Here is a 23,194-nt window from a genome sequence, read left to right on the forward strand (position 1 = left end):
AGAGTCTATACCGGGATGTGTACAAATGTACACAAGCTTGCTAGTCTGCTCACCTGTTTCTCTTTCACTGGTTGTTGTTCATGTCTGTTTCGCAGAGAAAAGCCTTACAGCTCCGTACCTGGGCTCTGTTCACCTTCTTCTTCCTTCCAGGTCTGGTCATGGCCTCCTGGGCCACGCGCACCCCCGCCATCCGCGATACGCTCAGCGTATCTACCGCCGGGATGGGCATCGTATTATTTGGCTTATCCATAGGATCGATGGGCGGCATTCTCTGCTCGGGCTGGCTGGTGAAACGCTTTGGCACCCGCACGATTATTCGCAGCGGCATGACGCTGATGGTCGCCGGGATGCTGGTGATGAGCCTTGCGCTTTATCTTGCCTCGCCGGTGCTGTTTGCGGTTGGCCTCGCGCTGCTCGGCTGCGGGCTAGGGTCGTCCGAGGTGGCGATGAACGTTGAAGGTGCCATTATCGAAGGCCTGCTGAAGAAAACCGTGCTGCCGATGATGCACGGCTTCTTTAGCCTGGGGACGCTGGTGGGCGCCGGTATTGGCCTGAGCCTGACCGCGTGGAACGTGGTCTCGTGGGGGCACCTGCTGCTGATTGGCCTGGTGGTCATCGCGCCGATTGCTATCGCGCTTATCGCCGTGCCGCACGGCGTGGGCAAAAACAACCCGGAAAAAAGCGAAGCGCACGAGCCACATCGCCCGTTTTATAAAGATATTCAGCTGCTGCTGATTGGCTTTGTCGTGCTGGCCATGGCGTTTGCCGAAGGCTCAGCCAACGACTGGCTGCCGCTGCTAATGGTCGACGGGCACGGCTTTAGCCCGACCTCCGGCTCGCTTATTTACGTTGGATTTACCCTTGGCATGACGGTCGGGCGCTTTACCGGCGGCTGGTTTATCGACCGCTACAGCCGCGTTATCGTGGTCCGCGCCTGTGCGATCATGGGCATCATTGGCATCGGGATGATTGTGTTTGTCGACAGCGCATTTCTGGCTGGCGTGTCGGTTATTCTGTGGGGGCTGGGCACGTCCCTGGGCTTCCCGCTGACCATTTCGGCGGCGGGCGATACCGGCCCCGATCCGGCCAGCCGCGTCAGCGTCGTTGCCGCTTCTGGCTACGTTGCATTTTTAGTGGGGCCGCCGCTGTTAGGCTTCCTCGGCGAGCATTACGGCCTGCGCCACGCCATGCTGGTGGTGCTGACATTAATGATTCTTGCAGCGCTGGTTGCCCGCGCAGTCGCTAAACCCGGGCAGCCCCCTCGGCAGGCTTTAGAGACTGAATAATGGAGAGTTCAATGAGCATCAAACTGATTGCAGTAGACATGGACGGCACTTTTCTTGATGACGCTAAAACCTACAACCGCGAACGCTTTGCTGCGCAATATCAGCAAATGAAGGCGCAAGGTATTCGCTTTGTGGTGGCCAGCGGGAACCAGTACTTCCAGCTGATCTCCTTCTTCCCGGAGATTGCCCACGAGATCTCTTTCGTCGCTGATAACGGCGGCTGGGTGGTCAGCGAAGGCGAAGATATGTTTAACGGTGAGCTGACAAAGCAGGAATTCAACACGGTTATCGATCATCTGCTGACGCTGCCGCACGTGGAAATCATCGCCTGCGGCAAACGTAACGGCTATACCCTTAATCGCTACGACGACAACTTTAAGGCGCTGGCGGCGAAGTTCTACCACCGTCTTGAGCACGTGGAAAACTTCTCCGGCCTCGACGACGTATTCTTCAAGTTCGCCCTGAACCTGCCGGATAGCCAGCTGGATGAAACCATGGACGCCCTCGGTGCGGAGCTGGAAGGCATTATGGTGCCGGTCACCAGCGGACACGGCTCTATCGACCTGATTATTCCTGGCATTCATAAAGCCAACGGCCTGCGGATCCTTCAGGAGAAATGGGGCATTAAGGACAGTGAAGTCGTGACCTTTGGTGACGGCGGCAACGACATTGAGATGCTGACCCAAGCCGGGTTCGGTTTTGCCATGGCTAACGCGCCGGACAAAATTAAGCGTATTACCCCCCATCGGGCCGGGCACTGCAACCGGCAGGGCGTTCTGGACGTGATCGACAAGATCCTGAAAAAAGAAGCGCCGTTTAACTAACGACCTTTGAGAACAACAATGTTAACGATAAGAAAAGCAACCCCGGCGGATTTTGATGCGCTGGCGGAAATCTGGGAGGCGTCAGTCCGCGCCACGCATGACTTTTTGCCTGAGCAAAATATCAGAGCGCTGAAGCCCCAGGTTCGTGAACGCTACATGCCGCAGATCCCGATGCTGCTGGCGGCCGGTGAAGCTGGCAAGCCACTCGGTTTTATCGGCTGCAACGAAAACCGCATTGAAATGCTGTTTGTTGCGCCCGAGAGCCGTGGCACAGGCGTGGGCAAGCAGCTTTTGCAGTTGGCCATTGAGCAGTTGCAGGTTGATGAAGTGGACGTGAATGAACAGAACCCACAGGGCGTTGGGTTTTATCTGCACATGGGGTTTGAGCAAACCGGGCGTTCAGAACTCGACGGCGAAGGGAATCCTTTCCCTTTGCTGCATTTGAAGCTGAAACGGTAGTTTTATCGCATCGCTTGTTTTCCCCCTCTCCCTACGGAAGAGGGGGAAAACTGGCCACTGTCTAAAACTGATTTTTCAGCTGTTCACGGCGGTACTCGCCCTGCCGCTCCAGCATCCAGCCTGGATATTCGCGCGGCAATTCGCTCACCGCATTCAGTTTGGTCAGCTCATCTTCGCTAAAGCGAATGCCCGTTGCGGCGATATTGTCATCAAGCTGCTCAATGCGTTTCGCGCCGATAATCACCGTCGTCACCGCCTGCTGATGCAGCAGCCATGCCAGCGCAACCTGAGCCACGGAAACACCTTTTGCATCGGCAATTTCACGCATCACGTCCACGCAGTCGAACGCGCGATCCTTGTTGACCGGCGGGAAGTCGAACTCCAGACGACGGCTGCCGGTCTCGGCTTTCCCATCGCGCTCGTACTTACCGCTAAGTAGCCCGCCCGCGAGCGGGCTCCACACCATCAGCCCGAGGCCCTCGCTCTGCATCATCGGCACCAGCTCACGTTCAAGGTCACGCCCGGCAATGGTGTAATAGGCCTGCAGCGAGGCAAAGCGAGCCAGCCCCAACCTTTCGGAGATCCCCAACGCCTTCATGATTTGCCAGGCAGCCCAGTTGGACACGCCGATGTAGCGCACAAGCCCCTGCTGCACCAGCGAGTCCAGCGCACGAAGCGTTTCCTCTACCGGCGTAGCGGGATCAAAGCCGTGAAGCTGGTAAAGATCGATATAGTCGAGCTGCAGCCGCTGCAGACTCTCTTTGACGCTGTTCAGCAGATGAAAACGCGAGGAGCCGCGGGAGTTTGGCCCGGCGGTGCCGGTTTCGCCAAAGGCTTTGGTGGCCACTACCACATTTTCACGCGGCACGTTAAGGTTTTTCAGCGCCTGCCCGGCGATCGCCTCCGAGCGGCCACCGGCGTAGACGTTTGCAGTATCGATAAAGTTAATTCCGGCATCCAGTGCGCTGCCGACGAGTTTATCGGCATCATTTTGCGCGAGCTGGCCAATTTTGCCCCATATGCCGCTGCCGTCTTCGCCGCCAAAGGTCATGGTGCCAAGGCAAAGTTCTGAAACAAACAGGCCGGTGTTACCTAATTTTCTATAGCGCATATCGGTACCTCATGTTCAGGGTTTCAGGAAGGAAAGTGCGGTCAGCCAGTTATACGCGCAGTACTGCGCGATGAAATGGTGGATTTCTGCTCATTCCTTGCCCGTTTCTGCCTGAGTCATCCGCCTGGTGCCTCTCCAAACACCGAATAGTCGGGAAGATTAACCTGCTGATACGGCTCCCAGCCGCCGCCAAGGGCCTTGTAGAGCGCCACCAGGTCGATGCTGCTTTGAACCCGAGCCTCCGCGCGCTGCTGTTCGGCCTGTGCCAGTTGCCGCTGGGCATCAAGCACGTTCAGGAAAGTTGCGATGCCTTTACGATAACTGTCACTCGCCAGTTCAAGCGCCGTTTGCAGCGATTCACTGGTGCGCGCCAATTCGGCTTCTCGTTGCTGGTCGGTTCGGTAGCTCACCAGGGCATTCTCCACGTCCTGCAGAGCAGTCAGGACGGTCTGGCGATACTGCAACACCGCGCTTCCCTGCTGCGCTCTGGCAATTTTTACGCTGGAAACCAGCCGCCCGCCCTGGAAAATGGGGATCGAGATTTGTGGCCCAATGCTGTAGAAATGGCTACTCCAGTCAAGCAGGTGATTGGTCTCATCGTTACGCAGGCCAAACTGCCCGGTAAGTGAAAGACTCGGGAACAGCTGGGCTACGGATACACCGATATTTGCCGTGGCCGCATGCAGGTTGGCTTCCGCCTCCCGCACGTCCGGCCGACGGCGAGCCAGGGTAGAAGGGATGCCCACGGCAACCACATCGGGCAGCGGCGGCAGCGGCTGCTTATTCGCCAGTTCGCTATCCAGCGCGCCCGGCAGCTTGCCGAGTAATACCGCCAGGCCGTTCATTGCCTGCCGCTCCTGCGCCTGATACTGCGGGAGCTTCGCCTGCAACGTGCTCAACTGGGCACGGGCATTCTCAACATCCATCTGCTGCGATAACCCACTACGCTGGCGGCTTTGCGTCAGCTCAAGACTTTGCCTGGCGGTATCAATTTGGGTTTGCATTGTTTGCACAACGCTTTGTGCGCCGCGAAGCTGGAGCCATACTCTCGCCACTTCGGCCTCCAGAGAAACAAGGGCGTCGTTGCGCTGCTCAATCGCTGCTTGCTGCCGGGCCTGAGCCGTTTCAACCTGGCGCCGTGCTTTCCCCCACAGATCCAGCTCCCAGGAAGCGTCAAAGCTCCCCTGATAAAGATTAATCGGTTTGGTTAGCGCCCCCAGCGCGCCGCTCAACTGCGGGTCAACAGTGTCCAGCTTGTCATAAACGTCGTGAGACTTTAGCTCTCCTTCCAGCCCGAGCTGCTGGCGAGTGGCGCTCAGGCTCCCGTTTACGCTCGGATAAAACGCCCCACCCGCCTGGGTAATTTGTTCCCTGGCGCCGGCAATACGCAGCACGGCCTGCTGTAGCGTGAGGTTGTCGGCAATGGCTCGTTCAATCAGGCTATCAAGCTGTGGAGAATTAAAATTACGCCACCAGCGAGGGTTAATAGCACCGGTTTGTATCCTGGACACCTCATCCGCCGAAGCCCGCCGCGTTTCATTAAAACCTGCCGGTGTTTGCGGCTTCGCAGCCTGGTAATCCGGCCCCACGGCGCAGCCCGCCACCAGCAGCGCTAACGCACTTAGCATCACTCTTTTTAGCATATCAATGCGCTCCCGCCTGACCTTCGCTCTTCACTGGCGAAAGCAATAAACAAAATGGAATCAATAGCAGCGCCACCAGGCTAAGCAAGGTAAAGACATCGATATAAGCAAGAAAACGCGACTGCTCGATCATCGTCTTATAAAGCTGCCCGGTTGCAATATTTATCGGGTCACCGACCTGATGGGTAAAGTTGCGAACCGCTTCGGCTCCCTGACGAATAGCCAGCTGGAATGACTCATTAAACGGCGTCATATGGCTGCTGAGATTGGCGCTGTGCGTTTGCGCGCGCTCGGTGATCGCTGCAGTAGAGAGGGAAATGCCTATTGAGCCGGCCACGTTGCGGAACATGGTAAACAATGCGGCCGCATCAGCGTTCAGCCTGCGGGGAATGGTGACAAACGCGATGGTCGTCAGCGGTACAAACAGGAACCCGAGCCCGAAAGATTGCGCGCTGCGGAACAGTACCAGCGTTTCGAAGTCGACGTTCGGCGTAAGCGTGCGGGACCAAAAGAACGAGGCCGCAAGGCAGCTAAAGCCAAAGGCGATGATCCAGCGCGTTTGCACCACCGGCATCAGCTTAATCACCAACGGTATGGTCAGAACAATAAGTACGGCTCCCGGCGATAAAACCAGCCCGGACCAGGTGGCGGTATAGCCTAAATCCTGCTGCGCAAGCTGTGGAATGACCACCGAACTGCCGTAAAGGATCATCGCCATACCGGCCATCAACAGGCTGGAAACGGCAAAGTTCCGGTCTTTCATACAGTGCAGATCCACCACCGGCTTTTTGGCATAAATCAGCCAGAAAATTGCGCCGATGATACCGACAAGCGTCAGCACGGCGAAGGTGCGAATAAAGCCAGAGGAGAACCAGTCGTCATCTTCCCCCCGATCCAACATCACCTGTAAGCAGCCAAGGCCGAGCGCGATAAGCCCGATCCCGGTCCAGTCAACGCTCAGCTTTTCTTTCGCCTTACTTTCCCACGGCGGGTCTTCCAGCAGTTGGTAAATCGCCAGCACCGTGACAATACCTACCGGAATATTAATAAAGAACACCCACCGCCAGGAGTAGTTGTCGGTGATCCAGCCTCCCAGAGTGGGGCCGAGGACCGGCGCAACGATAATCGCAATCGACGACAGACCGAACGCTTTACCGCGATCTTCCGGTTTAAAGTAGTCGAGCAGTACCGATTGCTGCGTAGGCTGAAGTCCGCCACCGAAAAATCCCTGCAATACGCGGAACAGAATGATTTCCCATAGCTCGGTTGCGATACCGCAAAGAAATGAGCATATGGTGAACATCACAATGCAGATCAGGAAAAACTGCTTGCGCCCAAACAGGCGGCTGAGAAAAGCGGAGATGGGCAGCACAATACCGTTTGCCACCAGATACGAGGTCAAAACCCAGGTTGATTCGTCATAGCTTGAGGAGAGCGAACCGGCAACATGGGGCAGCGCAACGTTCACAATGGTGGTGTCGAGGATCTCCATAAACACCGCCAGCGTCACGACGATAGCGACCGCCCAAGGATTGCTGGCTGGCTTCCAGTTTTCATGATGCTGTTCGGCCACATCGCTCATTCTACGGTCACCTTCGGCTCAACCGACAGACCAAGCGGCAGCGGATGTTCGGCATCCAGCCCTTTATCAACCACGATCTTTACCGGAACACGCTGCACGATTTTAACGAAGTTGCCGGTAGCGTTTTCCGCCGGAAACGCGGAGAACCGCGAGCCGCTGCCCTGCTGAATACTGTCGATATGGCCTTCCAGCTTCAGGTTCGGGTAGGCATCAACGCTGATTTGCACCTTATTCCCCGGCTTCATGCGTTCAAGCTGGGATTCTTTAAAGTTTGCCGTCACCCACACGTCCGTCGAAACCAGAGAAAACAGCGCCGTCCCCGCCTGCACCAGCGAACCAAGCTGGACGTTGCGCAGCGTAACGAAGCCATCGAACGGAGCGCGGACTTCGGTATAAGAGAGATTCAATTCAGCGGTTTCAAGCTGGGCTTTGGCCTGCTCAACCTGCCGGACTCGGGCTTCGACGTTGGTTTCCTGAGCACGAATTTGCAGTTTCACCTGATTAGCCACTTCCAGCTGGGCCCGGGCATTAGCCGCCCCGGCCTCCGCCGAGCGCAGTTGCGCATTCGCGGAGTCAATATTCTGCTGAGAGGTTGCACGGGGGTCGACGCCGCGCTGGCGTTTATACTCTGCGCGGGCGTTAGCCAGGTCAGCTTCTGCTTTAGCAACCTGCGCAGCGGCCTGGTCACGCTGGGCGGGATACTGCACTTTCGCCAGGTCCAACTGGGCCTGAGCCTGGTGCAGCTGGGATTGCGCAAGCCCGACCTGCGCCTGCGCCTGGTCGAACTGAGCTTTGGCATCCCGGGGATCGATAACCACCAACAAATCCCCTTGCTTAACCCGCTGGTTATCATTGACGCGTAATTCGGTGACATATCCCGCCGCTTTGGGTGCGATAGTGACGGCATTACCGTCGGTAAAGGCATCGTCTGTGGTCTCTTCATTGCGGGTTAGAAGCCACCACACGACCGCGACAATCACCATGATAACCACCACAACGCCCAGAATAATCAGCGGTTTTTTGCCGGGACGTTTGCTCGCCGTCTCGTTATTTTCCTGCTGTGCTTCGGCCTTTTCCGAACGCTCATTGTTGTCTGCCATAGGCCCCGATACGCGTCATGCGCGCCAATTCAGTTTTACCGTTAAGTAAACTTAGGAGCTAGCTTTACATTTCGCCTGGAAAAATTGACAAAAGGGAGTTATCCGAAGGAAAAGACGCGTAAAAAACCGTAGCCAATGAGCGCCGCCCAGAGCAGCATCGGCAGAGAATAGAGGTGGAAACGCCACCAGATGCGGCGATCGTTTGCCATGCGAAGGGCAATTAGGTTAGCCAGCGAGCCGGGCAACAGGCCAAAGCCGCCGATATTGACCGCAAAGCACAGCAGCAGCGAGGCAGGAACATAGTTCAGCAGTAAAATGGTGGCCGGAACGTTGCTGATAAACTGTGAGAGCAAGACGCCAAGGCTAAATAGCCCGCCTGAAGAAAGCTGAGCCACGCCCTGAAGCGAATGCTGAAGCGCTGGAAGCTGAGTGATGAGATGCACGTCAATAAACATCACCATAAACACCAGCAGCAGGCTCCAGTCGATGCTGAGCAATACTCTTCGCGCCAGCATCAGGAACCCAAGCGCAATCAGCCCCAGCCCCCAAAGCTCAAGCTTTAGCTCAAGCGCAAGAATAAACACGATGTAGAACGCCAGGCAGCACCATACAAGCTTCGGCTGCCAGCGGCTTTCATTAGCTTCGCCACCGTAGTGTAGCGGTTTGGGCTTAAAGCAAAACCACGCCAGTACCAGCAGGCTGGCGGTCATCGCCAGCGCCAGCGGCGTCATCTGCCAGGTAAATGCTCCAAACGAGAGGCCCGAGTGGCCCCACAGCAGGATGTTTTGCGGGTTGCCGATAGGCGTTAACAAAGAGCCAGCGTTGACCGCCAGCGCCTCAAAGATAATCAGTCGGCTTGCCGGAACAGAGCAGAGTTTTTTCAGCGTAATGGTCAGCGGAACGATGATAAACAGCGCGACATCATTGGTCAGGAAGGTAGACAGCAACGCCGCCGCGGCCACCATGAACAGCGCCAGCTGGCGCTCGTTGGCAAAACGCGCCACCATCTTTCGTCCCAGCACGTCGAAATACCCGCTCAGCTCAACGCCCTTGGTCAACATCATCAGCCCGGTCAGCGTAATGATGGTATGCCAGTCAATCGCGGCAGGCCACAAAGCCGGGCGGAACGGTACCGCCAGGCTCAGGGCAACGCCGATAAGCAGCAATAAATGCAGGAAACGATCGCGCAGGAACGGCTGCACAAGACGCAGCAGCATGTTTAGCCGATACCCCGCTCTGCGCTGAATTTACGAAAAGCGTCCAGCGTTTCTTCGCTGACGTGGTGCTCTACGCCTTCGGCATCAATGCGCGCGGTCTCCGGGCTGATGCCCAGCGCGAGAAAGAAGTTTTCAACGATTTGATGGCGCTCGCGGCTTTGCTGCGCCAGCTTTTCACCTTCCGGCGTTAAAAAGACCCCCCGCCACGGAATTTGCTCAATCAGGCCAACGGACGCCAGACGCTTCAGCATCTTCGCCACCGTGGGCTGGGAAACGCCCAGGCGAGCAGCCATATCAACCTGGCGAACCTCGCCAACCTCATTAATCAGATCGGAAATCAGCTCAACATAATCATCAATTAACTCACGACGGTGTGCTTCACGTACCTGCCTGAAGCCTTCAACATGCTCTTCAATATTCGGTAATGGCGTCACTTTTTCGCTGTTCTTTTGCCCTGCCCGACGGCTCATAGTGCTTCCTCTTCCAGTGGCGCGGCGTCGTCATCTGACGACGGAAGGCTTCATTGTAAACCACCATCGCTCATCCACAAAAAATTAACGAAATAGCCATGGCTATAAAATATAGCCTGTGCTATACCTGTATGTAATGCAGTCAGATCTGTTTATGGAAAAACGATCGTATGGCTAACAGGAGGACGCTATGAACGAATTTAAGAGGTGCATCAACGTGTTTACACATTCCCCCTTCCAGGTACGCTTAATGCTGCTGAACATGATTTGTGATTGGGTTTCAGGCAAACCCCAGCAGAAAGAAGAAAAAACCCAATAACGCCAGGCATCCGCCGCCTGGCGACTCCGGTTAGCGTAATTGGCTAGCGGTCATTCTTTTGTCACATTCTCCCTGTAAAATCCCCGTTAATGGCTACTTTAGCCGAGCGTTAACCCCATCATTTGTCGGATTTGCAATCCGTCTCGCAAAACAGCTGTCTGTTATCAGTTGATCTTCTTATCTTACGGCTCTATCTTCTTGCAGCCCTGTACATGAAGCGGCTCGTAGATGCGGTGCTATTCCCCTTCGTTTCCGTCTGTCAGGCAGGCTCTACCCTTATCGCCAGGGTCACCGCATGGCGTTTTGCAAGACCATAATAAAGATGAATGTAACGGTTAAAGATACCCTGACTGCTCGCGGAATCGCTCTGAATCCGTGGACGGGTTTTTATTTTCTTCAGTCACTGCTGATTAACTTTGCTCTCGGCTATGAATTCAGCCTGCTCTACGCGGTCGCCTTTAGCTGCGTGCTTTTATTACTGTGGCGTACGGCGCCTCGTATACAGAAAACGTTGCTGGTGCTTTGCAGCGTCGTCGCCGCGATGTACTTCCCTTTTAGCCAGGCTTACGGTTCACCAAACTTCAATACGTTACTTGCGCTGCACTCAACCAACTTTGAAGAATCCACGGAGATAATGACTATCTTCCCGTGGTACAGCTACGTGGTTTCCCTCTTTATTCTCGCGCTAGGCATGATGGCGCTGCGCCGCAGGCGCGAAGAAAAACGCCCGTGGCGTCATTTCGATAGCTTATGCCTGGCCGTCAGCGTGGTCTGTTATTTCGTCACGCCGGTCACCAACCTCGTCTACGGCGGCGTGTTTAAATTTAAAGACACGGGCTACCCGGTGGTACGCTTTGTCAAAGATGTCGTGGTCAATAATCAGGAAGTCATTGAAGAGCAGACCCGCATGAAGGAGCTTTCTCAGCAGAAAGACTCCTGGAACGTGGTTTCTGTTCAGCCCAAATACCATACGTATGTGGTCGTGATTGGCGAAAGCGCCCGTCGTGACGCGCTGGGTGCATTTGGCGGCCACTGGGATAACACGCCGTTTGCAAGCCAGGTGAAAGGTAATCTGTTTATGGATTACATCTCAGCCAGTGGCTCAACGCAAAAATCTCTGGGTCTGACGCTTAATCGCGTAGTGGACGGGAAACCCCAGTACCAGGATAACTTTGTGACGCTGGCAAACCGCGCTGGCTTCCAGACCTGGTGGTTCTCAAACCAGGGTCAAATCGGCGAGTACGACACCGCCATTGCCAGTATCGCAAAACGCGCCGACGAGGTGCAATTCCTGAAAAGCGGTGATTTTGAAGCGGATAAAAACACCCGTGATGAAGCCCTGTTAAAAATGACGGCTCAGGTTTTTGCTACGCAGCGCAAGACGCCTCAGCTGATAGTCCTGCATCTGATGGGATCCCATCCTCAGGCCTGCGATCGTACTCAGGGAAAATACAAAGACTTTGTGCAGTCGAAAGAAACCTCCTGCTACCTCTACAGCATGACGCAAACCGACGATCTGCTTAAACAGCTTTATCTGCAGCTGCAAAATACCGGCAACACGTTCTCGCTGGTCTATTTCTCCGACCACGGGCTGGCATTTAAGGAACGCGGCACTGACGTCCAGTACCTGGCGCATGACGATAAGTTCCAGCAGAACTTTCAGGTACCGTTTATGGTGCTGTCGAGCGACGACACCAGGCACAGACTTATCAAAGCTCGCCGTAGCGCCAATGATTTTCTGAACTTCTTCTCTGCATGGACGGGGATTCAGGCGAAAGAATTGATGCCGAAATACAAATTCATTTCCGAGCAAAATGCCGGACCGGCTTACATCACTAACTTCAATCTGAAGAAAGTGGACTATACTCACCTGCAGACGGATATTTTTGAGACCAGGACACGGTAAGTTGTCGTGAATGACAGATAAAAAAAATCCGCCATATGGGCGGATTTTTTATTTATATCCCAGAAGGGATATTAGAAGCGGTAGCCTACGCCAGCGATCCAGGTGCCAACGTCAACGCTACGAATACGGCTCTGCTCGTAGGAGAAGTCCAGAGCAACGTTTTCGATTGGGTTGAACTGCAGGCCTGCACCGTAGGAGAAACCGTAATCGCTTACAGATTCGTGGGCAGGGAACTCGGTCGCCTGGAATTTACCGTAGCCAACACCGACAACGCCGTAGATGCTTGCCCAGTCGTTGATGCGGTAAGCAGGACCTGCGGTGATACCGTAGTACTGACCTTTGTTGTACACGCCGTCCTGAGTGTCGCTTTTCTGGGTGTAGGTGAAGGAACCGATGTAGCCCAGCGGGGTATCATTTTCATAACGGTATTTCAGGTTGAAACCGCCAGCTTTGTTAGCAACGCCCTGCATATCGCTCTGAGCATAACCACCGGTAACGGTGCTGGTTGCTGCAGATGCGGTACCTACGGAAACGGCCAGAACACAAGCCAGAGCTGAAAGACATGCAATTTTTTTCATAACCACCTCAAATGTGCTTCAAGTAAGTCCTAAGTTTTAAATATAACAAAACCATGACAGAAACTCTTCGCCAATTGTGTTGTCTAAGGGGCCCTTTGATGTAACATAACATTTCCACTACATGTTAAGTCTCTAAGATTTATAGAAATAACACCTTAAGACGGCAAATATTAACCCCTTTAACAAAACCGTCATTCGGATAATTCCGAATTTATTTTTGACGTAAATTGACAAAAACCACCCCGATCGTACTCCACGTCATGAGAATTTTTCTTAATAAAAGTTCAACCAGCCATAACTTAATCCTTTAGACTGGCCGGACTTTTATTTTCTTGACCAAACACAGACAAATATTGACAGGGTGCAGGATGCCGCAAACTTCCCGTAACATGCCACGCTGGTTGCCCATCGTGGTATTGCTTATTGCCATGACCTCTATTCAGAGCGGCGCTTCGCTGGCGAAATCATTATTCCCTCTTGTGGGCCCCCAGGGCGTTACCGCGCTGCGCCTGCTGTTGGGTACGATAATCCTCGCGGTGATTTTTAAACCCTGGCGCCTGCGCTTTAAGCCAGAGCAGCGCCTGCCCCTGCTGTTTTACGGGCTGGCACTGGGAAGCATGAATTACCTGTTTTATGTCTCGCTGCGAACCGTACCGTTGGGGATTGCCGTGGCACTGGAGTTTACCGGGCCGCTGGCCGTGGCGCTTTTTGCCTCACGCCGTGCGGTCGATTTCATCTGGGTGGTACTGGCCGTTGCCGGGCTGTGGTTCCTGTTGCCGCTTGGGCAGGACATCTCCCACGTTGATCTGGCCGGTGCCGCCTGTGCACTCGGTGCGGGAGCCTGCTGGGCCGTCTATATTATTGCCGGGCAAAAAGCGGGAGCAGAACACGGCCCGGCGACGGTGGCCTTTGGTTCACTGATTGCCGCGGTTATCTTCGTTCCGCTGGGTGCGTGGGAAGCAACCAGCTCGCTGTTGAAATGGTCTCTGCTGCCCATTGGCCTGGCGATCGCCGTGCTATCGACGGCATTGCCCTACTCGCTGGAAATGATTGCGCTCACGCGGTTACCGACCCGCACCTTTGGGACGCTAATGAGCCTTGAGCCTGGCCTTGCCGCACTGTCGGGAATGCTGTTCCTCGGTGAGCATCTGACGCTGGTGCAATGGCTCGCGCTGCTTTCTATCATCGCGGCTTCAGTAGGCTCTACGCTAACCATGAAGCGTGAGCCGCAAATTAAAAATGTCGACATAAATTAATCTACCCCCAACATTTAATGCGGTGATAATTCCCGCATTAAATGATTTACCCGTAATCAAGTACTTATATTTTTGCCAGCCCTTAATCCTCAATAAGAATTATTTTCTTTTCGCCGTCATATTTATTCATGCTTTTTGACACAAATTTTAAAGTAGGGATAACTCGCTGTTCCACAATGGGTTTGCTTTTGCCATTTCCCTGTTGCTATTGGTTTGATAGGTATTACCCTCACCTGCAAACTGAAAAAGCGGTGCTATACTTATTGCCGGTAATTCATTGGGACACCAACATCAAGAGGATGAAAGATTATGAGTACCGCTAAACTGGTAAAAACTAAATCTACAAACCTGCTATATACCCGTAATGATGTGAAAGACAGCGAGAAAAAGGCCACCATTGAGCTGCTGAATCGCCAGGTCGTCCAGTTCATCGACTTGTCGCTGATTACCAAACAGGCTCACTGGAACATGCGCGGTGCTAACTTTATTGCCGTACACGAAATGCTCGACGGCTTCCGCACGGCGTTGACCGAGCATCTTGACACCATGGCCGAGCGTGCCGTACAGCTGGGCGGCGTTGCGTTGGGTACCACTCAGGTTATCAACAGCAAAACACCGCTGAAAAGCTACCCACTCGACATTCACACCGTTCAGGAACACCTGAAAGAGCTGGCCGATCGCTATGGCATTGTGGCGAACGACGTGCGTAAAGCCGTCAGCGAAGCGAAAGACGAAGACACCGCAGACATTTTGACCGCCGCATCCCGCGATCTGGACAAGTTCCTGTGGTTCATTGAGTCTAATATCGAGTAATACATATAAATTTCCTATGAATCCTTCCCCGCCCGGGGAAGGATATTGCACCAAAACAGCGCAGACCATTGCTCAATTCCTCGCCCAAAGTTAATCAAATGTAATAATCACCTCACACAATCGTTAATGAGTGATTGTTTTGCCCGCTGATTTCGCGGTAAAACTAACCCCCACCCTGCTGGCTAAATTTTCGCACCAAAATGGAGCACCATAACGGTGCGTTATGACCAGCTTGCAACGCTCAATGTGCAATGTTAAAAAATCACATCCTTGCAAAACAGTAAGTTGCAAGTTTGGCATGATTCTTTCATGAGTCGCCACTTACGCAGGGGATCGCCCCGTGGATTAACAAAGGAAATGCTATGAAGTCGATTTTGAAAGTTTCACTGGCTGCACTCACCCTGGCTTTTGCAGTATCTTCCCATGCCGCTGATAAAAAACTGGTCGTTGCGACCGACACCGCGTTCGTTCCTTTCGAATTTAAACAAGGCGATAAATATGTCGGCTTTGACGTGGATCTGTGGGCTGCTATCGCAAAAGAATTGAAGCTGGACTACACCCTGAAGCCAATGGACTTCAGCGGCATCATCCCTGCCCTGCAAACCAAAAACGTTGACCTGGCGCTGGCCGGGATCACCATCACCCCTGAGCGCGAAAAAGCGATCGACTTCTCAGACGGCTACTACAAAAGCGGCCTGCTGGTGATGGTCAAAGCCAACAACAACGACATCAAAAGCGTGAAAGATCTGGACGGTAAAGTCGTCGCGGTTAAAGGCGGCACCGGTTCCGTTGATTACGCAAAAGCCAACATCAAAACTAAAGACCTGCGTCAGTTCCCGAACATCGATAACGCATATATGGAACTGGGCACCAACCGCGCTGACGCGGTCCTGCACGACACACCAAACATTCTGTACTTCATTAAAACCGCCGGTAACGGTCAGTTCAAAGCGGTAGGGGAATCTCTGGAAGCACAGCAGTACGGTATCGCCCTGCCTAAAGGCAGCGACGAACTGCGCACCAAAATCAACGGCGCGCTGAAAACCCTGAAAGAGAACGGCACGTACAACGAAATCTACAAAAAATGGTTCGGCACTGAACCAAAATAATAATTCTAAGCGCTAAGTAAGACCTGAGGGGCGCCTTTCGCCCCTCTTATTATTAAACGCCTCCAGAGCCATCAGGCAGCAGCCTGAAAGCCACAGGAGGTGAACCACGGTAGACAACAGGAACACATCATGCAGTTTGACTGGAGCGCCATTTGGCCTGCAATTCCCATCTTGTTTGAAGGCGCTAAGATGACCCTATGGATTTCTATCCTGGGTCTTTGCGGCGGTTTAGTAATTGGTTTAGTCGCGGGATTTGCTCGCACCTACGGCGGTTGGATTGCCAACCACGTTGCCCTTGTTTTCATCGAAGTGATTCGCGGCACGCCTATCGTTGTACAGGTGATGTTTATTTACTTCGCCCTGCCAATGGCCTTTACCGATCTGCGTATCGATCCGTTTAGCGCCGCGGTCGTCACCATCATGATCAACTCCGGTGCTTACATCGCGGAAATCACCCGTGGTGCGGTACTGTCTATTCATAAAGGCTTCCAGGAAGCAGGCCTGGCGCTGGGGCTGTCAAAGCGTGAAACCATTCGCCACGTGATCATGCCGCTGGCGCTGCGCCGTATGCTGCCGCCGCTGGGTAACCAGTGGATAATCAGCATCAAAGACACCTCGCTGTTCATCGTTATCGGTGTGGCAGAGCTGACTCGTCAGGGTCAGGAAATTATCGCCGGTAACTTCCGCGCGCTGGAGATTTGGAGCGCCGTTGCGGTCTTCTATCTGATTATTACCCTGGTGCTGAGCTTCGTGCTGCGTCGCCTTGAAAGAAGGATGAAAATCCTGTGATTGAATTTAAAAACGTCTCCAAGCACTTCGGTCAAACCCAGGTGCTGCACAATATTGACCTGAACATCAAACAGGGCGAAGTGGTGGTGATTATCGGGCCAAGCGGCTCCGGCAAATCCACGCTGCTGCGCTGCATCAACAAGCTGGAAGAGATAACCAGCGGCGACCTGATCGTCGACGGCCTGAAGGTCAACGATCCGAAGGTCGACGATCGCCTGATCCGCCAGGAAGCCGGCATGGTGTTCCAGCAGTTCTACCTGTTCCCGCACCTGACGGCGCTGGAAAACGTCGCCTTCGGCCCGATTCGCGTGCGCGGCATGAAAAAAGACGCCGCCGAGAAACTGGCGAAAGAGCTGCTGGCGAAAGTTGGCCTGGCAGAACGCGCTCATCACTACCCGTCAGAGCTTTCCGGCGGCCAGCAGCAGCGTGTTGCTATCGCCCGTGCGCTGGCGGTGAAACCGAAGATGATGCTGTTTGATGAGCCAACGTCGGCTCTCGACCCGGAACTGCGTCATGAAGTGCTGAAAGTTATGCAGGACCTGGCCGAAGAAGGCATGACCATGGTTATCGTTACCCACGAAGTCGGCTTTGCCGCCAAAGTGGCTTCTCGCCTGATCTTTATCGATAAAGGTCGCGTGGCGGAAGACGGTAATCCACAGGAGCTTATCGACAACCCGCCGAGCCCGCGTCTGCGCGAGTTCCTGCAGCACGTCGCATAACGTTTCACTCAGGGCGGCGGGCAACAAACCGGCCGCCCTGCTTTTTCTGGAATTATCCCGCTTTTTACCTCGCCAAAATCTCAGCCACTATACTTACTCCTTTGTCCGATTTTCTCAGTCCGGAGGAGCGCTGTGCGATGGATCCTGATATTACTGTTTAGCCTGATGAGCCTGCCCGGCCATGCGGTCACCTTACCCGCCGCCGCCGTTGCCGCCTCAACGTCCCAGAGTAGTACCGCAACACCGGCCGAGCCCAGCGTAGAAGAAAAGAAAAAAGCTTATTCGGCGCTCGCCGACGTCCTGGACAACCCCAAGTCCCGCAGCGAACTTATCGAACAGCTTCGCAAAGTCGCCGCTGACGACGCCTCGCAAACCGTGCCTGCAATCGCACCACCCGATACGCTCACCGAAGATAAAACCGTGCTCGAAAACGTCACCGACGTCAGCCGCCGCTACGGGGGAGAACTCACGCAGCGCTTTGAGCAGCTCCAGCAAAGCATCGCCAGCGCACCGAGGAAAGTCTTTAACCAGCAGACTTTCTTCAATGCGCTGAGCCACTTCGCGATGCTTGCCAGCGCGGTCTTCGTGTTTTATTTCCTGATTCGCGCCTGCGTCAGGCCGCTGTGGGCCAAAATGGGCGACTGGGGACGAAAAAAAAACCGCGACCATACCAACTGGCTTCACCTGCCGATAACCATCCTCGGGGCTTTCGCGGTGGATATCCTGTTGCTGGCGCTGACGCTGTTCGTCGGTCAGCTTCTCAGCGACAAGATGAACGCCGGTAACGCCACCATCGCGCGCCAGCAGGGGCTGTTTCTCAACGCCTTTGGGCTTATCGAATTCTTCAAGGCCGTTCTGCGCCTTATTTTCAGCCCGCGTTTCCCGGCGCTGCGCCCCTTCCCCATCGGCGACCAGGGCGCCCGCTACTGGAGCCTGCGCCTTTCGTGGCTGAGTACGATTATCGGCTACGGATTATTGGTGGTGGTGCCGATTCTCGCCAATCAGGTCAACGCCCAGATCAGCGCCACGGTCAACGTGGTGGTAATGCTGCTGATCACCGTCTGGGCGCAGTACCTGATTTTTCACAATAAACGCGCCATCCAGCAAAGCCTGATTCACCTGGCAGACCGCTCAATGAGCTTCTTTAGCCTGTTTATTCGTGCTTTTGCGCTCATCTGGCACTGGCTCGCCAGCCTCTACTTTGTGGTGCTGTTTTTCCTTTCGCTTTTCGATCCGGGCAACAGCCTGAAATTTATGATGGGCGCCTCGCTGCACAGCCTGACGATCGTCGGCGTGGCGGCGTTTATCTCCGGCATGCTTTCACGCTGGATAGCAAAAACCATCACCCTTTCTCCCCAGGTGCAGCGTAATTATCCGGAGCTGCAAAAGCGCCTTAACGGCTGGATATCCGTCTCGCTAAAGCTGGCGCGCATTCTTACCGTTTGCGTGGCAGTCATGCTGCTGCTGGATGCCTGGGGACTTTTCGATGTCTGGCAATGGCTCACCCAGGGAGCCGGGGAGAAAACTGTCGATATCCTGATTCGCATCGTGCTTATCCTTTTCTTCTCTGCGGTCGGCTGGACGCTGCTGGCAAGCCTGATCGAAAACCGCCTCGCGTCGGATATTCACGGCCGCCCGATGCCCAGCGCACGCGCCCGCACGTTGCTGACGCTGTTCCGTAACGCGCTGGCCGTGGTGATAAGCACCATCACCATCATGATCCTGCTTTCTGAGATTGGCGTGAACATCGCGCCGCTGCTGGCCGGGGCGGGCGCACTGGGGCTGGCGATAAGCTTTGGCTCGCAAACATTGGTGAAAGATATTATTACCGGGATATTCATTCAGTTTGAAAATGGGATGAATACCGGTGACTACGTCACCATCGGCGCGATTACCGGCACCGTTGAGAAAATGTCTATTCGTTCGGTGGGCGTCCGCCAGGATACCGGGGCTTACCACATTATTCCGTGGTCCTCGATAACGACCTTCGCCAACTTTGTGCGCGGGATCGGCTCCTTCGTCGCAAACTATGACGTCGACAGGCAGGAGGACGTGGATAAAGCTAACCGGGTGCTGAAAGAAGCGGTGGAAGCGCTGATGGGTCAGGAAGATATTCGAATGCTGGTGATTGGCGAGCCGACGTTCTCGGGCATCGTGGGGCTGACGAATCAGGCCTTTACGGTGAGAGTCACCTTTACCACCCTGCCGCTAAAACAGTGGACGGTGCGCTACGCGCTCGACGGCATGGTCAAAAAACACTTTGATGAAGCGGGCATCAGGCCACCGGTGCAAACCGTGCAGGTGATGCAGCCGGGGGCCGATGCGGCGCAGGCTTTACAGGCCTCAGAGGCGGCGGCTGGCGCTTTACCGCCCGCCAGCCCGACCGTCTAATTACTTCCCGCGGTTTTTTGCCCAGCGTGCGCGCTGGGCATCATCCATAAAGCTCCAGGCGATGAAACGGCTCTGCTTTTGCCCCTGGGCCATCTCTTTTTTCACCACCTTCACCACGCCGGTTTCCTGCATCACGCGGTACAGCGCCGGCAGATTTTCACCTTTTGACACCAGCGAGGTGAACCACAGGACCTGGCGACCAAACGCCTTACTTTCTTTGATCATCTGGCTAACGAAGGCCACTTCGCCGCCTTCGCACCACAGCTCCTGCTCGCGGCCACCAAAATTCAGCGCGGCCCCTGCGTCCTGGCCAAGATTGCGGCGTTTACGCTCGCTGCCGCTGCGTGCCACCTCGACTGAATCGTGGAACGGCGGATTACATAGCGTGGCGTCGTAGGTTTCATTTTTGTGGATAATCCCGTCCAGAATGCAGTCGGCATTTTTCTGGCGGCGAAGACGAATCATGCGGCTAAGCCCCGGATTGCCATCAACAATTTGCTGGGCGCTGCGGAACGCATCATCATCCAGCTCGGAGCCGGTAAAGCGCCAGCCGTATTCGTGCTGGCCGATAAGTGGATAAATACAGTTGGCGCCCACGCCGATATCCAGCACGGAAGCCTGGTCAGGCACAACGCCGCCGTTGCCTTCCGCCAGCAAGTCGGCCAAATGGTGAATATAGTCCGCACGCCCCGGCACCGGTGGGCAAAGAAAACCGTCCGGAATATCCCACTGCTTCACCTTATAGAAATGGGCCAGCAGCGCCTGGTTCAGCGCCTTAACCGCCAGCGGATCGGCAAAGTCGACGGTGGTATCACCGTGCGGTCCCTGGCGTAAAAACGCAGCCAGCGCCGGGCTGCTTTCGGTTAACGCGGCAAAGTCATAGCGACTGCGGTGACGGTTGCGCGGGTGCAAACCGGGTTTAATCGCGGCTGGGGTTTTCATCGGGGCTTCTCCTTGTGTGGGCGCGTAAGATACTCTGCTCTCTGCGCCGGGTAAATACATCCCCGGCGATTTGGCCTTTCCAACACGAATTCAGGTGCGCAATGAGTAAAAAACGTTATTACTACGAGCCCTCAGAGGGCCACGGTTTACCGCACGATCCGCTGAACGCTATTATCGGGCCGCGCCCGATTGGCTGGATTTCCTCCTGCAACCTGCAGGGGCAGCGCAATCTCGCGCCATATAGTTTCTTTAACTGCTTTAACTATCGCCCACCGATTATTGGCTTCGCCAGCAGCGGCTGGAAAGACAGCATACAAAATATCCTCGACACCAAAGAATTCGTCTGGAATTTGACCACCCGCGCCCTTGCCGAACAGATGAACGAAACCTCCGTTACGGTTCCCCGGGGTGAAGATGAGTTTCAGCGCGCGGGCTTAACGCCAATTGCAGGGACAAAGGTGAAAGCAAGTCTGGTCGCGGAAAGCCCGGTCAACTTCGAGTGCCGGCTGTCGCAGTGCATTCGCCTGAAATCTGCCGACGGCGATGAGTTAAACAGCTGGCTGGTATTGGGTGAAGTCATCGCCGTGCATATTGATGAAGCGCTGCTTATCGACGGCGTTTATCAGACCGCGCTGGCAAAACCGGTGCTGCGAGCCGGAGGCCCCACCGCCTATTACACGGTTGATGAATCGCTGCGTTTTGACCTGGTGCGCCCCGACGCCCGCTAAAATGAGAAAAATCAGCGACATAAATGTCGCTTTTTTGTCAGCATAGGGTCAAGTTTTATCGTTCAAAAAACAAGCGCAACTCCATCAATTTTTTGCGTCATGGCCTGCCCACAGGGGAACTAGACTGTAACTGTCAGACAACAAAAAGGTGTTACGCTCTTAACGCTCAAGAGGATGTAAAGATGAAAAAACTGCTGTATTTCTCTGCGGTTATCTCTCTTGCTGCACTGCCTTTTGCCTCCATGGCAGCCCAGGAAATGAGTGACGCAAACCTTGGCCAGCTGCGCCCGGTCGGTACCGTAACCGCCAAAGCAAGCAACCTTGACGATCTGCAGGCCAAACTGGCCGAAAAAGCCAAAGAACAGGGTGCAACCGGCTATGTTATTAACTCAGCAGGCGGCGATAACCACCTGTACGGCACCGCGACCATCTATAAATAGCCCTCAGCTCACCAGCATCATGCCCTGCTCCGCAGGGCATTTTTATTGCACCCACTCCCCTGCTTAACCAACAATAACTTAAGCAATCATATGATACTTATATGGCTCATATGTGAATTAACTCACTTTATTGCTGCCGAACAATCACTAAGGTAGAGAAACATAATAATTGTCTCTTGTGATTGCTTACGGAGCGGTAAAATGAAAAACCTGATGGCCGCATTAGAAGCCCGGCTGATGCCTCTGGCCGCCAAAATGGCGCAGCAGCGCCACCTCGGTGCTATCCGCGACGCCTATATCTCGTTCATGCCGTTTATTATCGTGGGTTCGATCCTGCTGGTTATCTCGTCATTCCCGAGCACCCACTACCAGCAGTTTATGGCCTCAATTTTTGGCGAGGGCTGGTCAGCCACCGTTGAGATCCCTTTTAACGCTATCTTCTCAACGATGGCGGTATTTATCAGCTTTCTGGTGGCCTATCGGCTGGCAGAACGCTATGACATCGACAGAATGTCCTCCGGCATTTTGTCTCTCTCCTGCTTTCTTATTCTTACGCCCTTCGCTAAGCACCCGGATATCGGCAATCTGATACCGATGGAGTGGCTGGGGTCGAAAGGACTGTTCGTCGCCATGCTGGGCGCGCTTGCCAGCACGGAGCTGTTTGCCTGGATGCTTCGTCAGAATTGGGTGATAAAAATGCCTGACGGCGTGCCGCCCGCGGTACAAAAATCCTTCGCCGCGCTGATTCCGTCGCTGCTGATTCTGATCGTTGCACTGGCGGTTCGCGTGCTATTTGCCAAAACTGACTATCACACTATTCATCAGTTCGTTTATGACGTGCTGGCGACCCCAATCCGCCACTTCGGCACCTCGTACATTGGCGCTCTGTTTACCTGTTTCAGCATTACCGGCCTGTGGTCGGTGGGCATTAACTCAGGTTCGATGGTCAACGGCATCCTGCGTCCCTTCTGGATGGAAAACCAGATGGATAACCTTGCGGCCACGCAGGCCGGCATGCCGCCACCACATGTGGTGACTGAACAATTTTACGACATGATCTGGATGGGCGGCGCAGGGGCAACATTGTCTCTGGTGATTGCTATGCTGCTGTTCGCCCGCAGCCAGCACATCAAAAACGTCTCGCGGCTGGCCGTCGGATCATCCATTTTCAACATTAACGAGCCGGTGCTGTTTGGCCTGCCGGTGATCATGAACCCCATCATGCTGATCCCCTTTAACCTCGTGCCGCTCGTGCTGGTCACGGTGCAGTACATCGCCATGTCCCTTGGCATGGTGGCCACCACCACCGGGGTGTATATCCCCTGGACGCTGCCGCCGGTACTCAGCGGCTTCATTGTTACCGGGCACCTGAGCGGCGCGGTTATCCAACTGATTAACCTGTGCATCGGGGCGCTGATTTATCTGCCGTTCCTGAAAGTTGTCGATCGGCAGTACCGGGCCAATGAATCACCGGCACAGGTGATTGCACGTAAACCCGCCACGGAGTAGTTA

22 protein-coding genes are annotated in these 23,194 nt (G+C 54.5%); 14 read left to right on the forward strand and 8 right to left on the reverse strand.

The genetic code is table 11. The features are described 5' to 3' along the window. The first annotated feature begins 80 nt into the window (after window positions 1-80). The 3 genes from VGM55_RS09860 to VGM55_RS09870 are packed head-to-tail and all read left to right on the forward strand — an operon-like array spanning window position 81 to window position 2,569. Window positions 81-1,286 carry an MFS transporter gene (locus VGM55_RS09860; protein WP_331635357.1) on the forward strand — a complete coding sequence of 402 codons (1,206 nt, stop codon included), beginning with the start codon at window positions 81-83 and terminating at the stop codon, window positions 1,284-1,286. 11 nt (window positions 1,287-1,297) lie between these two features. Then, window positions 1,298-2,110 (forward strand): Cof-type HAD-IIB family hydrolase, encoded by an 813-nt coding sequence (locus tag VGM55_RS09865; RefSeq protein WP_154185049.1) that lies wholly within the window; start codon window positions 1,298-1,300, stop codon window positions 2,108-2,110. 18 nt (window positions 2,111-2,128) lie between these two features. Continuing rightward, entirely contained in the window at window positions 2,129-2,569 is a 441-nt protein-coding gene (locus VGM55_RS09870) for an acetyltransferase (RefSeq protein ID WP_331635358.1), read from the forward strand. A 61-nt stretch (window positions 2,570-2,630) separates the two neighbouring features. Here the strand turns inward: VGM55_RS09870 and VGM55_RS09875 are convergent, their stop codons facing one another. The 6 genes from VGM55_RS09875 to mntR form a co-directional block, all read right to left on the reverse strand. Further along, window positions 2,631-3,680 carry an aldo/keto reductase gene (locus VGM55_RS09875; RefSeq protein WP_331635359.1) on the reverse strand — a complete coding sequence of 350 codons (1,050 nt, stop codon included), beginning with the start codon at window positions 3,678-3,680 and terminating at the stop codon, window positions 2,631-2,633. A 116-nt stretch (window positions 3,681-3,796) separates the two neighbouring features. After that, window positions 3,797-5,323 carry an efflux transporter outer membrane subunit gene (locus tag VGM55_RS09880; protein ID WP_331635360.1) on the reverse strand — a complete coding sequence of 509 codons (1,527 nt, stop codon included), beginning with the start codon at window positions 5,321-5,323 and terminating at the stop codon, window positions 3,797-3,799. A 1-nt stretch (window position 5,324) separates the two neighbouring features. Then, entirely contained in the window at window positions 5,325-6,905 is a 1,581-nt protein-coding gene (locus VGM55_RS09885) for a DHA2 family efflux MFS transporter permease subunit (protein ID WP_414648236.1), read from the reverse strand. After that, on the reverse strand, window positions 6,902-8,005 hold the full coding sequence (locus VGM55_RS09890) for an HlyD family secretion protein (RefSeq protein WP_331635361.1): 1,104 nt from the start codon (window positions 8,003-8,005) through the stop codon (window positions 6,902-6,904). Before VGM55_RS09890 ends, VGM55_RS09885 begins: the two co-directional genes overlap by 4 nt. A gap of 98 nt (window positions 8,006-8,103) precedes the next feature. Then, the gene (locus VGM55_RS09895; protein ID WP_331635362.1) at window positions 8,104-9,222 is read right to left on the reverse strand and encodes an SLC13 family permease; all 1,119 of its coding nucleotides are present in this window, start codon (window positions 9,220-9,222) and stop codon (window positions 8,104-8,106) included. A 2-nt stretch (window positions 9,223-9,224) separates the two neighbouring features. Next, the gene (gene mntR, locus VGM55_RS09900; protein WP_154185056.1) at window positions 9,225-9,692 is read right to left on the reverse strand and encodes a manganese-binding transcriptional regulator MntR; all 468 of its coding nucleotides are present in this window, start codon (window positions 9,690-9,692) and stop codon (window positions 9,225-9,227) included. A gap of 190 nt (window positions 9,693-9,882) precedes the next feature. Here mntR and mntS point away from each other — a divergent pair, with 190 nt between their 5' ends. Beyond that, the gene (gene mntS, locus VGM55_RS09905; protein WP_154185057.1) at window positions 9,883-10,011 is read left to right on the forward strand and encodes a manganase accumulation protein MntS; all 129 of its coding nucleotides are present in this window, start codon (window positions 9,883-9,885) and stop codon (window positions 10,009-10,011) included. A gap of 322 nt (window positions 10,012-10,333) precedes the next feature. Beyond that, window positions 10,334-11,917 (forward strand): phosphoethanolamine transferase, encoded by a 1,584-nt coding sequence (locus VGM55_RS09910; protein WP_331635363.1) that lies wholly within the window; start codon window positions 10,334-10,336, stop codon window positions 11,915-11,917. A gap of 71 nt (window positions 11,918-11,988) precedes the next feature. Here VGM55_RS09910 and ompX read toward each other — a convergent pair whose 3' ends face one another. Next, window positions 11,989-12,495: an outer membrane protein OmpX gene (ompX, locus tag VGM55_RS09915; RefSeq protein ID WP_154185059.1), complete on the reverse strand. Its 507-nt coding sequence runs from the start codon at window positions 12,493-12,495 to the stop codon at window positions 11,989-11,991. Window positions 12,496-12,863: 368 nt separating this feature from the next. Between ompX and rhtA the strand changes: the two genes are divergently transcribed. The 6 genes from rhtA (at window position 12,864) to ybiO (ending at window position 19,572) form a co-directional block, all read left to right on the forward strand. Next, a complete protein-coding gene (gene rhtA, locus VGM55_RS09920; RefSeq protein WP_331635364.1) occupies window positions 12,864-13,751 on the forward strand; it encodes a threonine/homoserine exporter RhtA in 888 nt (295 codons plus the stop codon). 309 nt (window positions 13,752-14,060) lie between these two features. After that, entirely contained in the window at window positions 14,061-14,564 is a 504-nt protein-coding gene (gene dps, locus VGM55_RS09925; protein ID WP_154185061.1) for a DNA starvation/stationary phase protection protein Dps, read from the forward strand. Between the two features lie 362 nt (window positions 14,565-14,926). Further along, on the forward strand, window positions 14,927-15,673 hold the full coding sequence (gene glnH / locus VGM55_RS09930; protein WP_038474244.1) for a glutamine ABC transporter substrate-binding protein GlnH: 747 nt from the start codon (window positions 14,927-14,929) through the stop codon (window positions 15,671-15,673). Window positions 15,674-15,802: 129 nt separating this feature from the next. After that, window positions 15,803-16,462 carry a glutamine ABC transporter permease GlnP gene (gene glnP, locus VGM55_RS09935; RefSeq protein WP_008461026.1) on the forward strand — a complete coding sequence of 220 codons (660 nt, stop codon included), beginning with the start codon at window positions 15,803-15,805 and terminating at the stop codon, window positions 16,460-16,462. Further along, on the forward strand, window positions 16,459-17,181 hold the full coding sequence (gene glnQ, locus VGM55_RS09940) for a glutamine ABC transporter ATP-binding protein GlnQ (RefSeq protein WP_008461025.1): 723 nt from the start codon (window positions 16,459-16,461) through the stop codon (window positions 17,179-17,181). The genes glnP and glnQ overlap by 4 nt, the downstream gene beginning before the upstream one ends. Window positions 17,182-17,313: 132 nt before the next feature. Beyond that, a complete protein-coding gene (gene ybiO, locus VGM55_RS09945) occupies window positions 17,314-19,572 on the forward strand; it encodes a mechanosensitive channel protein (RefSeq protein WP_331635365.1) in 2,259 nt (752 codons plus the stop codon). Here the strand turns inward: ybiO and rlmF are convergent, their stop codons facing one another. Further along, the gene (gene rlmF, locus VGM55_RS09950) at window positions 19,573-20,514 is read right to left on the reverse strand and encodes a 23S rRNA (adenine(1618)-N(6))-methyltransferase RlmF (protein ID WP_331635366.1); all 942 of its coding nucleotides are present in this window, start codon (window positions 20,512-20,514) and stop codon (window positions 19,573-19,575) included. 101 nt (window positions 20,515-20,615) lie between these two features. On the opposite strand from rlmF, the gene VGM55_RS09955 reads away from it, so the two are divergent. The 3 genes from VGM55_RS09955 (at window position 20,616) to celB (ending at window position 23,191) form a co-directional block, all read left to right on the forward strand. Continuing rightward, window positions 20,616-21,242, forward strand: coding sequence for a flavin reductase family protein (locus VGM55_RS09955; protein WP_331635367.1), 627 nt, complete (start codon window positions 20,616-20,618; stop codon window positions 21,240-21,242). A gap of 182 nt (window positions 21,243-21,424) precedes the next feature. Then, window positions 21,425-21,682, forward strand: coding sequence for a DUF1471 family periplasmic protein McbA (gene mcbA / locus VGM55_RS09960; protein WP_154185064.1), 258 nt, complete (start codon window positions 21,425-21,427; stop codon window positions 21,680-21,682). A gap of 201 nt (window positions 21,683-21,883) precedes the next feature. Beyond that, window positions 21,884-23,191 (forward strand): PTS cellobiose transporter subunit IIC, encoded by a 1,308-nt coding sequence (celB, locus tag VGM55_RS09965; RefSeq protein ID WP_331635368.1) that lies wholly within the window; start codon window positions 21,884-21,886, stop codon window positions 23,189-23,191. The last annotated feature ends 3 nt before the right edge of the window (window positions 23,192-23,194 follow it).

The organism is Cedecea sp. (genome assembly GCF_036500665.1).
GTDB lineage: Bacteria > Pseudomonadota > Gammaproteobacteria > Enterobacterales > Enterobacteriaceae > Cedecea.

Excerpts from the sequence above, each read along its gene's own strand:
- dps (WP_154185061.1), top strand. The coding sequence starts at position 14,061 with ATGAGTACCGCTAAACTGGTAAAAACTAAATCTACAAACCTGCTATAT.
- VGM55_RS09885 (WP_414648236.1), bottom strand. The coding sequence starts at position 6,905 with ATGAGCGATGTGGCCGAACAGCATCATGAAAACTGGAAGCCAGCCAGC.
- VGM55_RS09870 (WP_331635358.1), top strand. The coding sequence starts at position 2,129 with ATGTTAACGATAAGAAAAGCAACCCCGGCGGATTTTGATGCGCTGGCG.
- mntR (WP_154185056.1), bottom strand. The coding sequence starts at position 9,692 with ATGAGCCGTCGGGCAGGGCAAAAGAACAGCGAAAAAGTGACGCCATTA.
- mntS (WP_154185057.1), top strand. The coding sequence starts at position 9,883 with ATGAACGAATTTAAGAGGTGCATCAACGTGTTTACACATTCCCCCTTC.
- VGM55_RS09860 (WP_331635357.1), top strand. The coding sequence starts at position 81 with ATGTCTGTTTCGCAGAGAAAAGCCTTACAGCTCCGTACCTGGGCTCTG.
- VGM55_RS09865 (WP_154185049.1), top strand. The coding sequence starts at position 1,298 with ATGAGCATCAAACTGATTGCAGTAGACATGGACGGCACTTTTCTTGAT.
- VGM55_RS09890 (WP_331635361.1), bottom strand. The coding sequence starts at position 8,005 with ATGGCAGACAACAATGAGCGTTCGGAAAAGGCCGAAGCACAGCAGGAA.
- rhtA (WP_331635364.1), top strand. The coding sequence starts at position 12,864 with ATGCCGCAAACTTCCCGTAACATGCCACGCTGGTTGCCCATCGTGGTA.
- glnP (WP_008461026.1), top strand. The coding sequence starts at position 15,803 with ATGCAGTTTGACTGGAGCGCCATTTGGCCTGCAATTCCCATCTTGTTT.
- VGM55_RS09955 (WP_331635367.1), top strand. The coding sequence starts at position 20,616 with ATGAGTAAAAAACGTTATTACTACGAGCCCTCAGAGGGCCACGGTTTA.
- glnH (WP_038474244.1), top strand. The coding sequence starts at position 14,927 with ATGAAGTCGATTTTGAAAGTTTCACTGGCTGCACTCACCCTGGCTTTT.
- VGM55_RS09895 (WP_331635362.1), bottom strand. The coding sequence starts at position 9,222 with ATGCTGCTGCGTCTTGTGCAGCCGTTCCTGCGCGATCGTTTCCTGCAT.
- mcbA (WP_154185064.1), top strand. The coding sequence starts at position 21,425 with ATGAAAAAACTGCTGTATTTCTCTGCGGTTATCTCTCTTGCTGCACTG.
- VGM55_RS09880 (WP_331635360.1), bottom strand. The coding sequence starts at position 5,323 with ATGCTAAAAAGAGTGATGCTAAGTGCGTTAGCGCTGCTGGTGGCGGGC.
- VGM55_RS09875 (WP_331635359.1), bottom strand. The coding sequence starts at position 3,680 with ATGCGCTATAGAAAATTAGGTAACACCGGCCTGTTTGTTTCAGAACTT.
- VGM55_RS09910 (WP_331635363.1), top strand. The coding sequence starts at position 10,334 with ATGAATGTAACGGTTAAAGATACCCTGACTGCTCGCGGAATCGCTCTG.
- ompX (WP_154185059.1), bottom strand. The coding sequence starts at position 12,495 with ATGAAAAAAATTGCATGTCTTTCAGCTCTGGCTTGTGTTCTGGCCGTT.
- celB (WP_331635368.1), top strand. The coding sequence starts at position 21,884 with ATGAAAAACCTGATGGCCGCATTAGAAGCCCGGCTGATGCCTCTGGCC.
- rlmF (WP_331635366.1), bottom strand. The coding sequence starts at position 20,514 with ATGAAAACCCCAGCCGCGATTAAACCCGGTTTGCACCCGCGCAACCGT.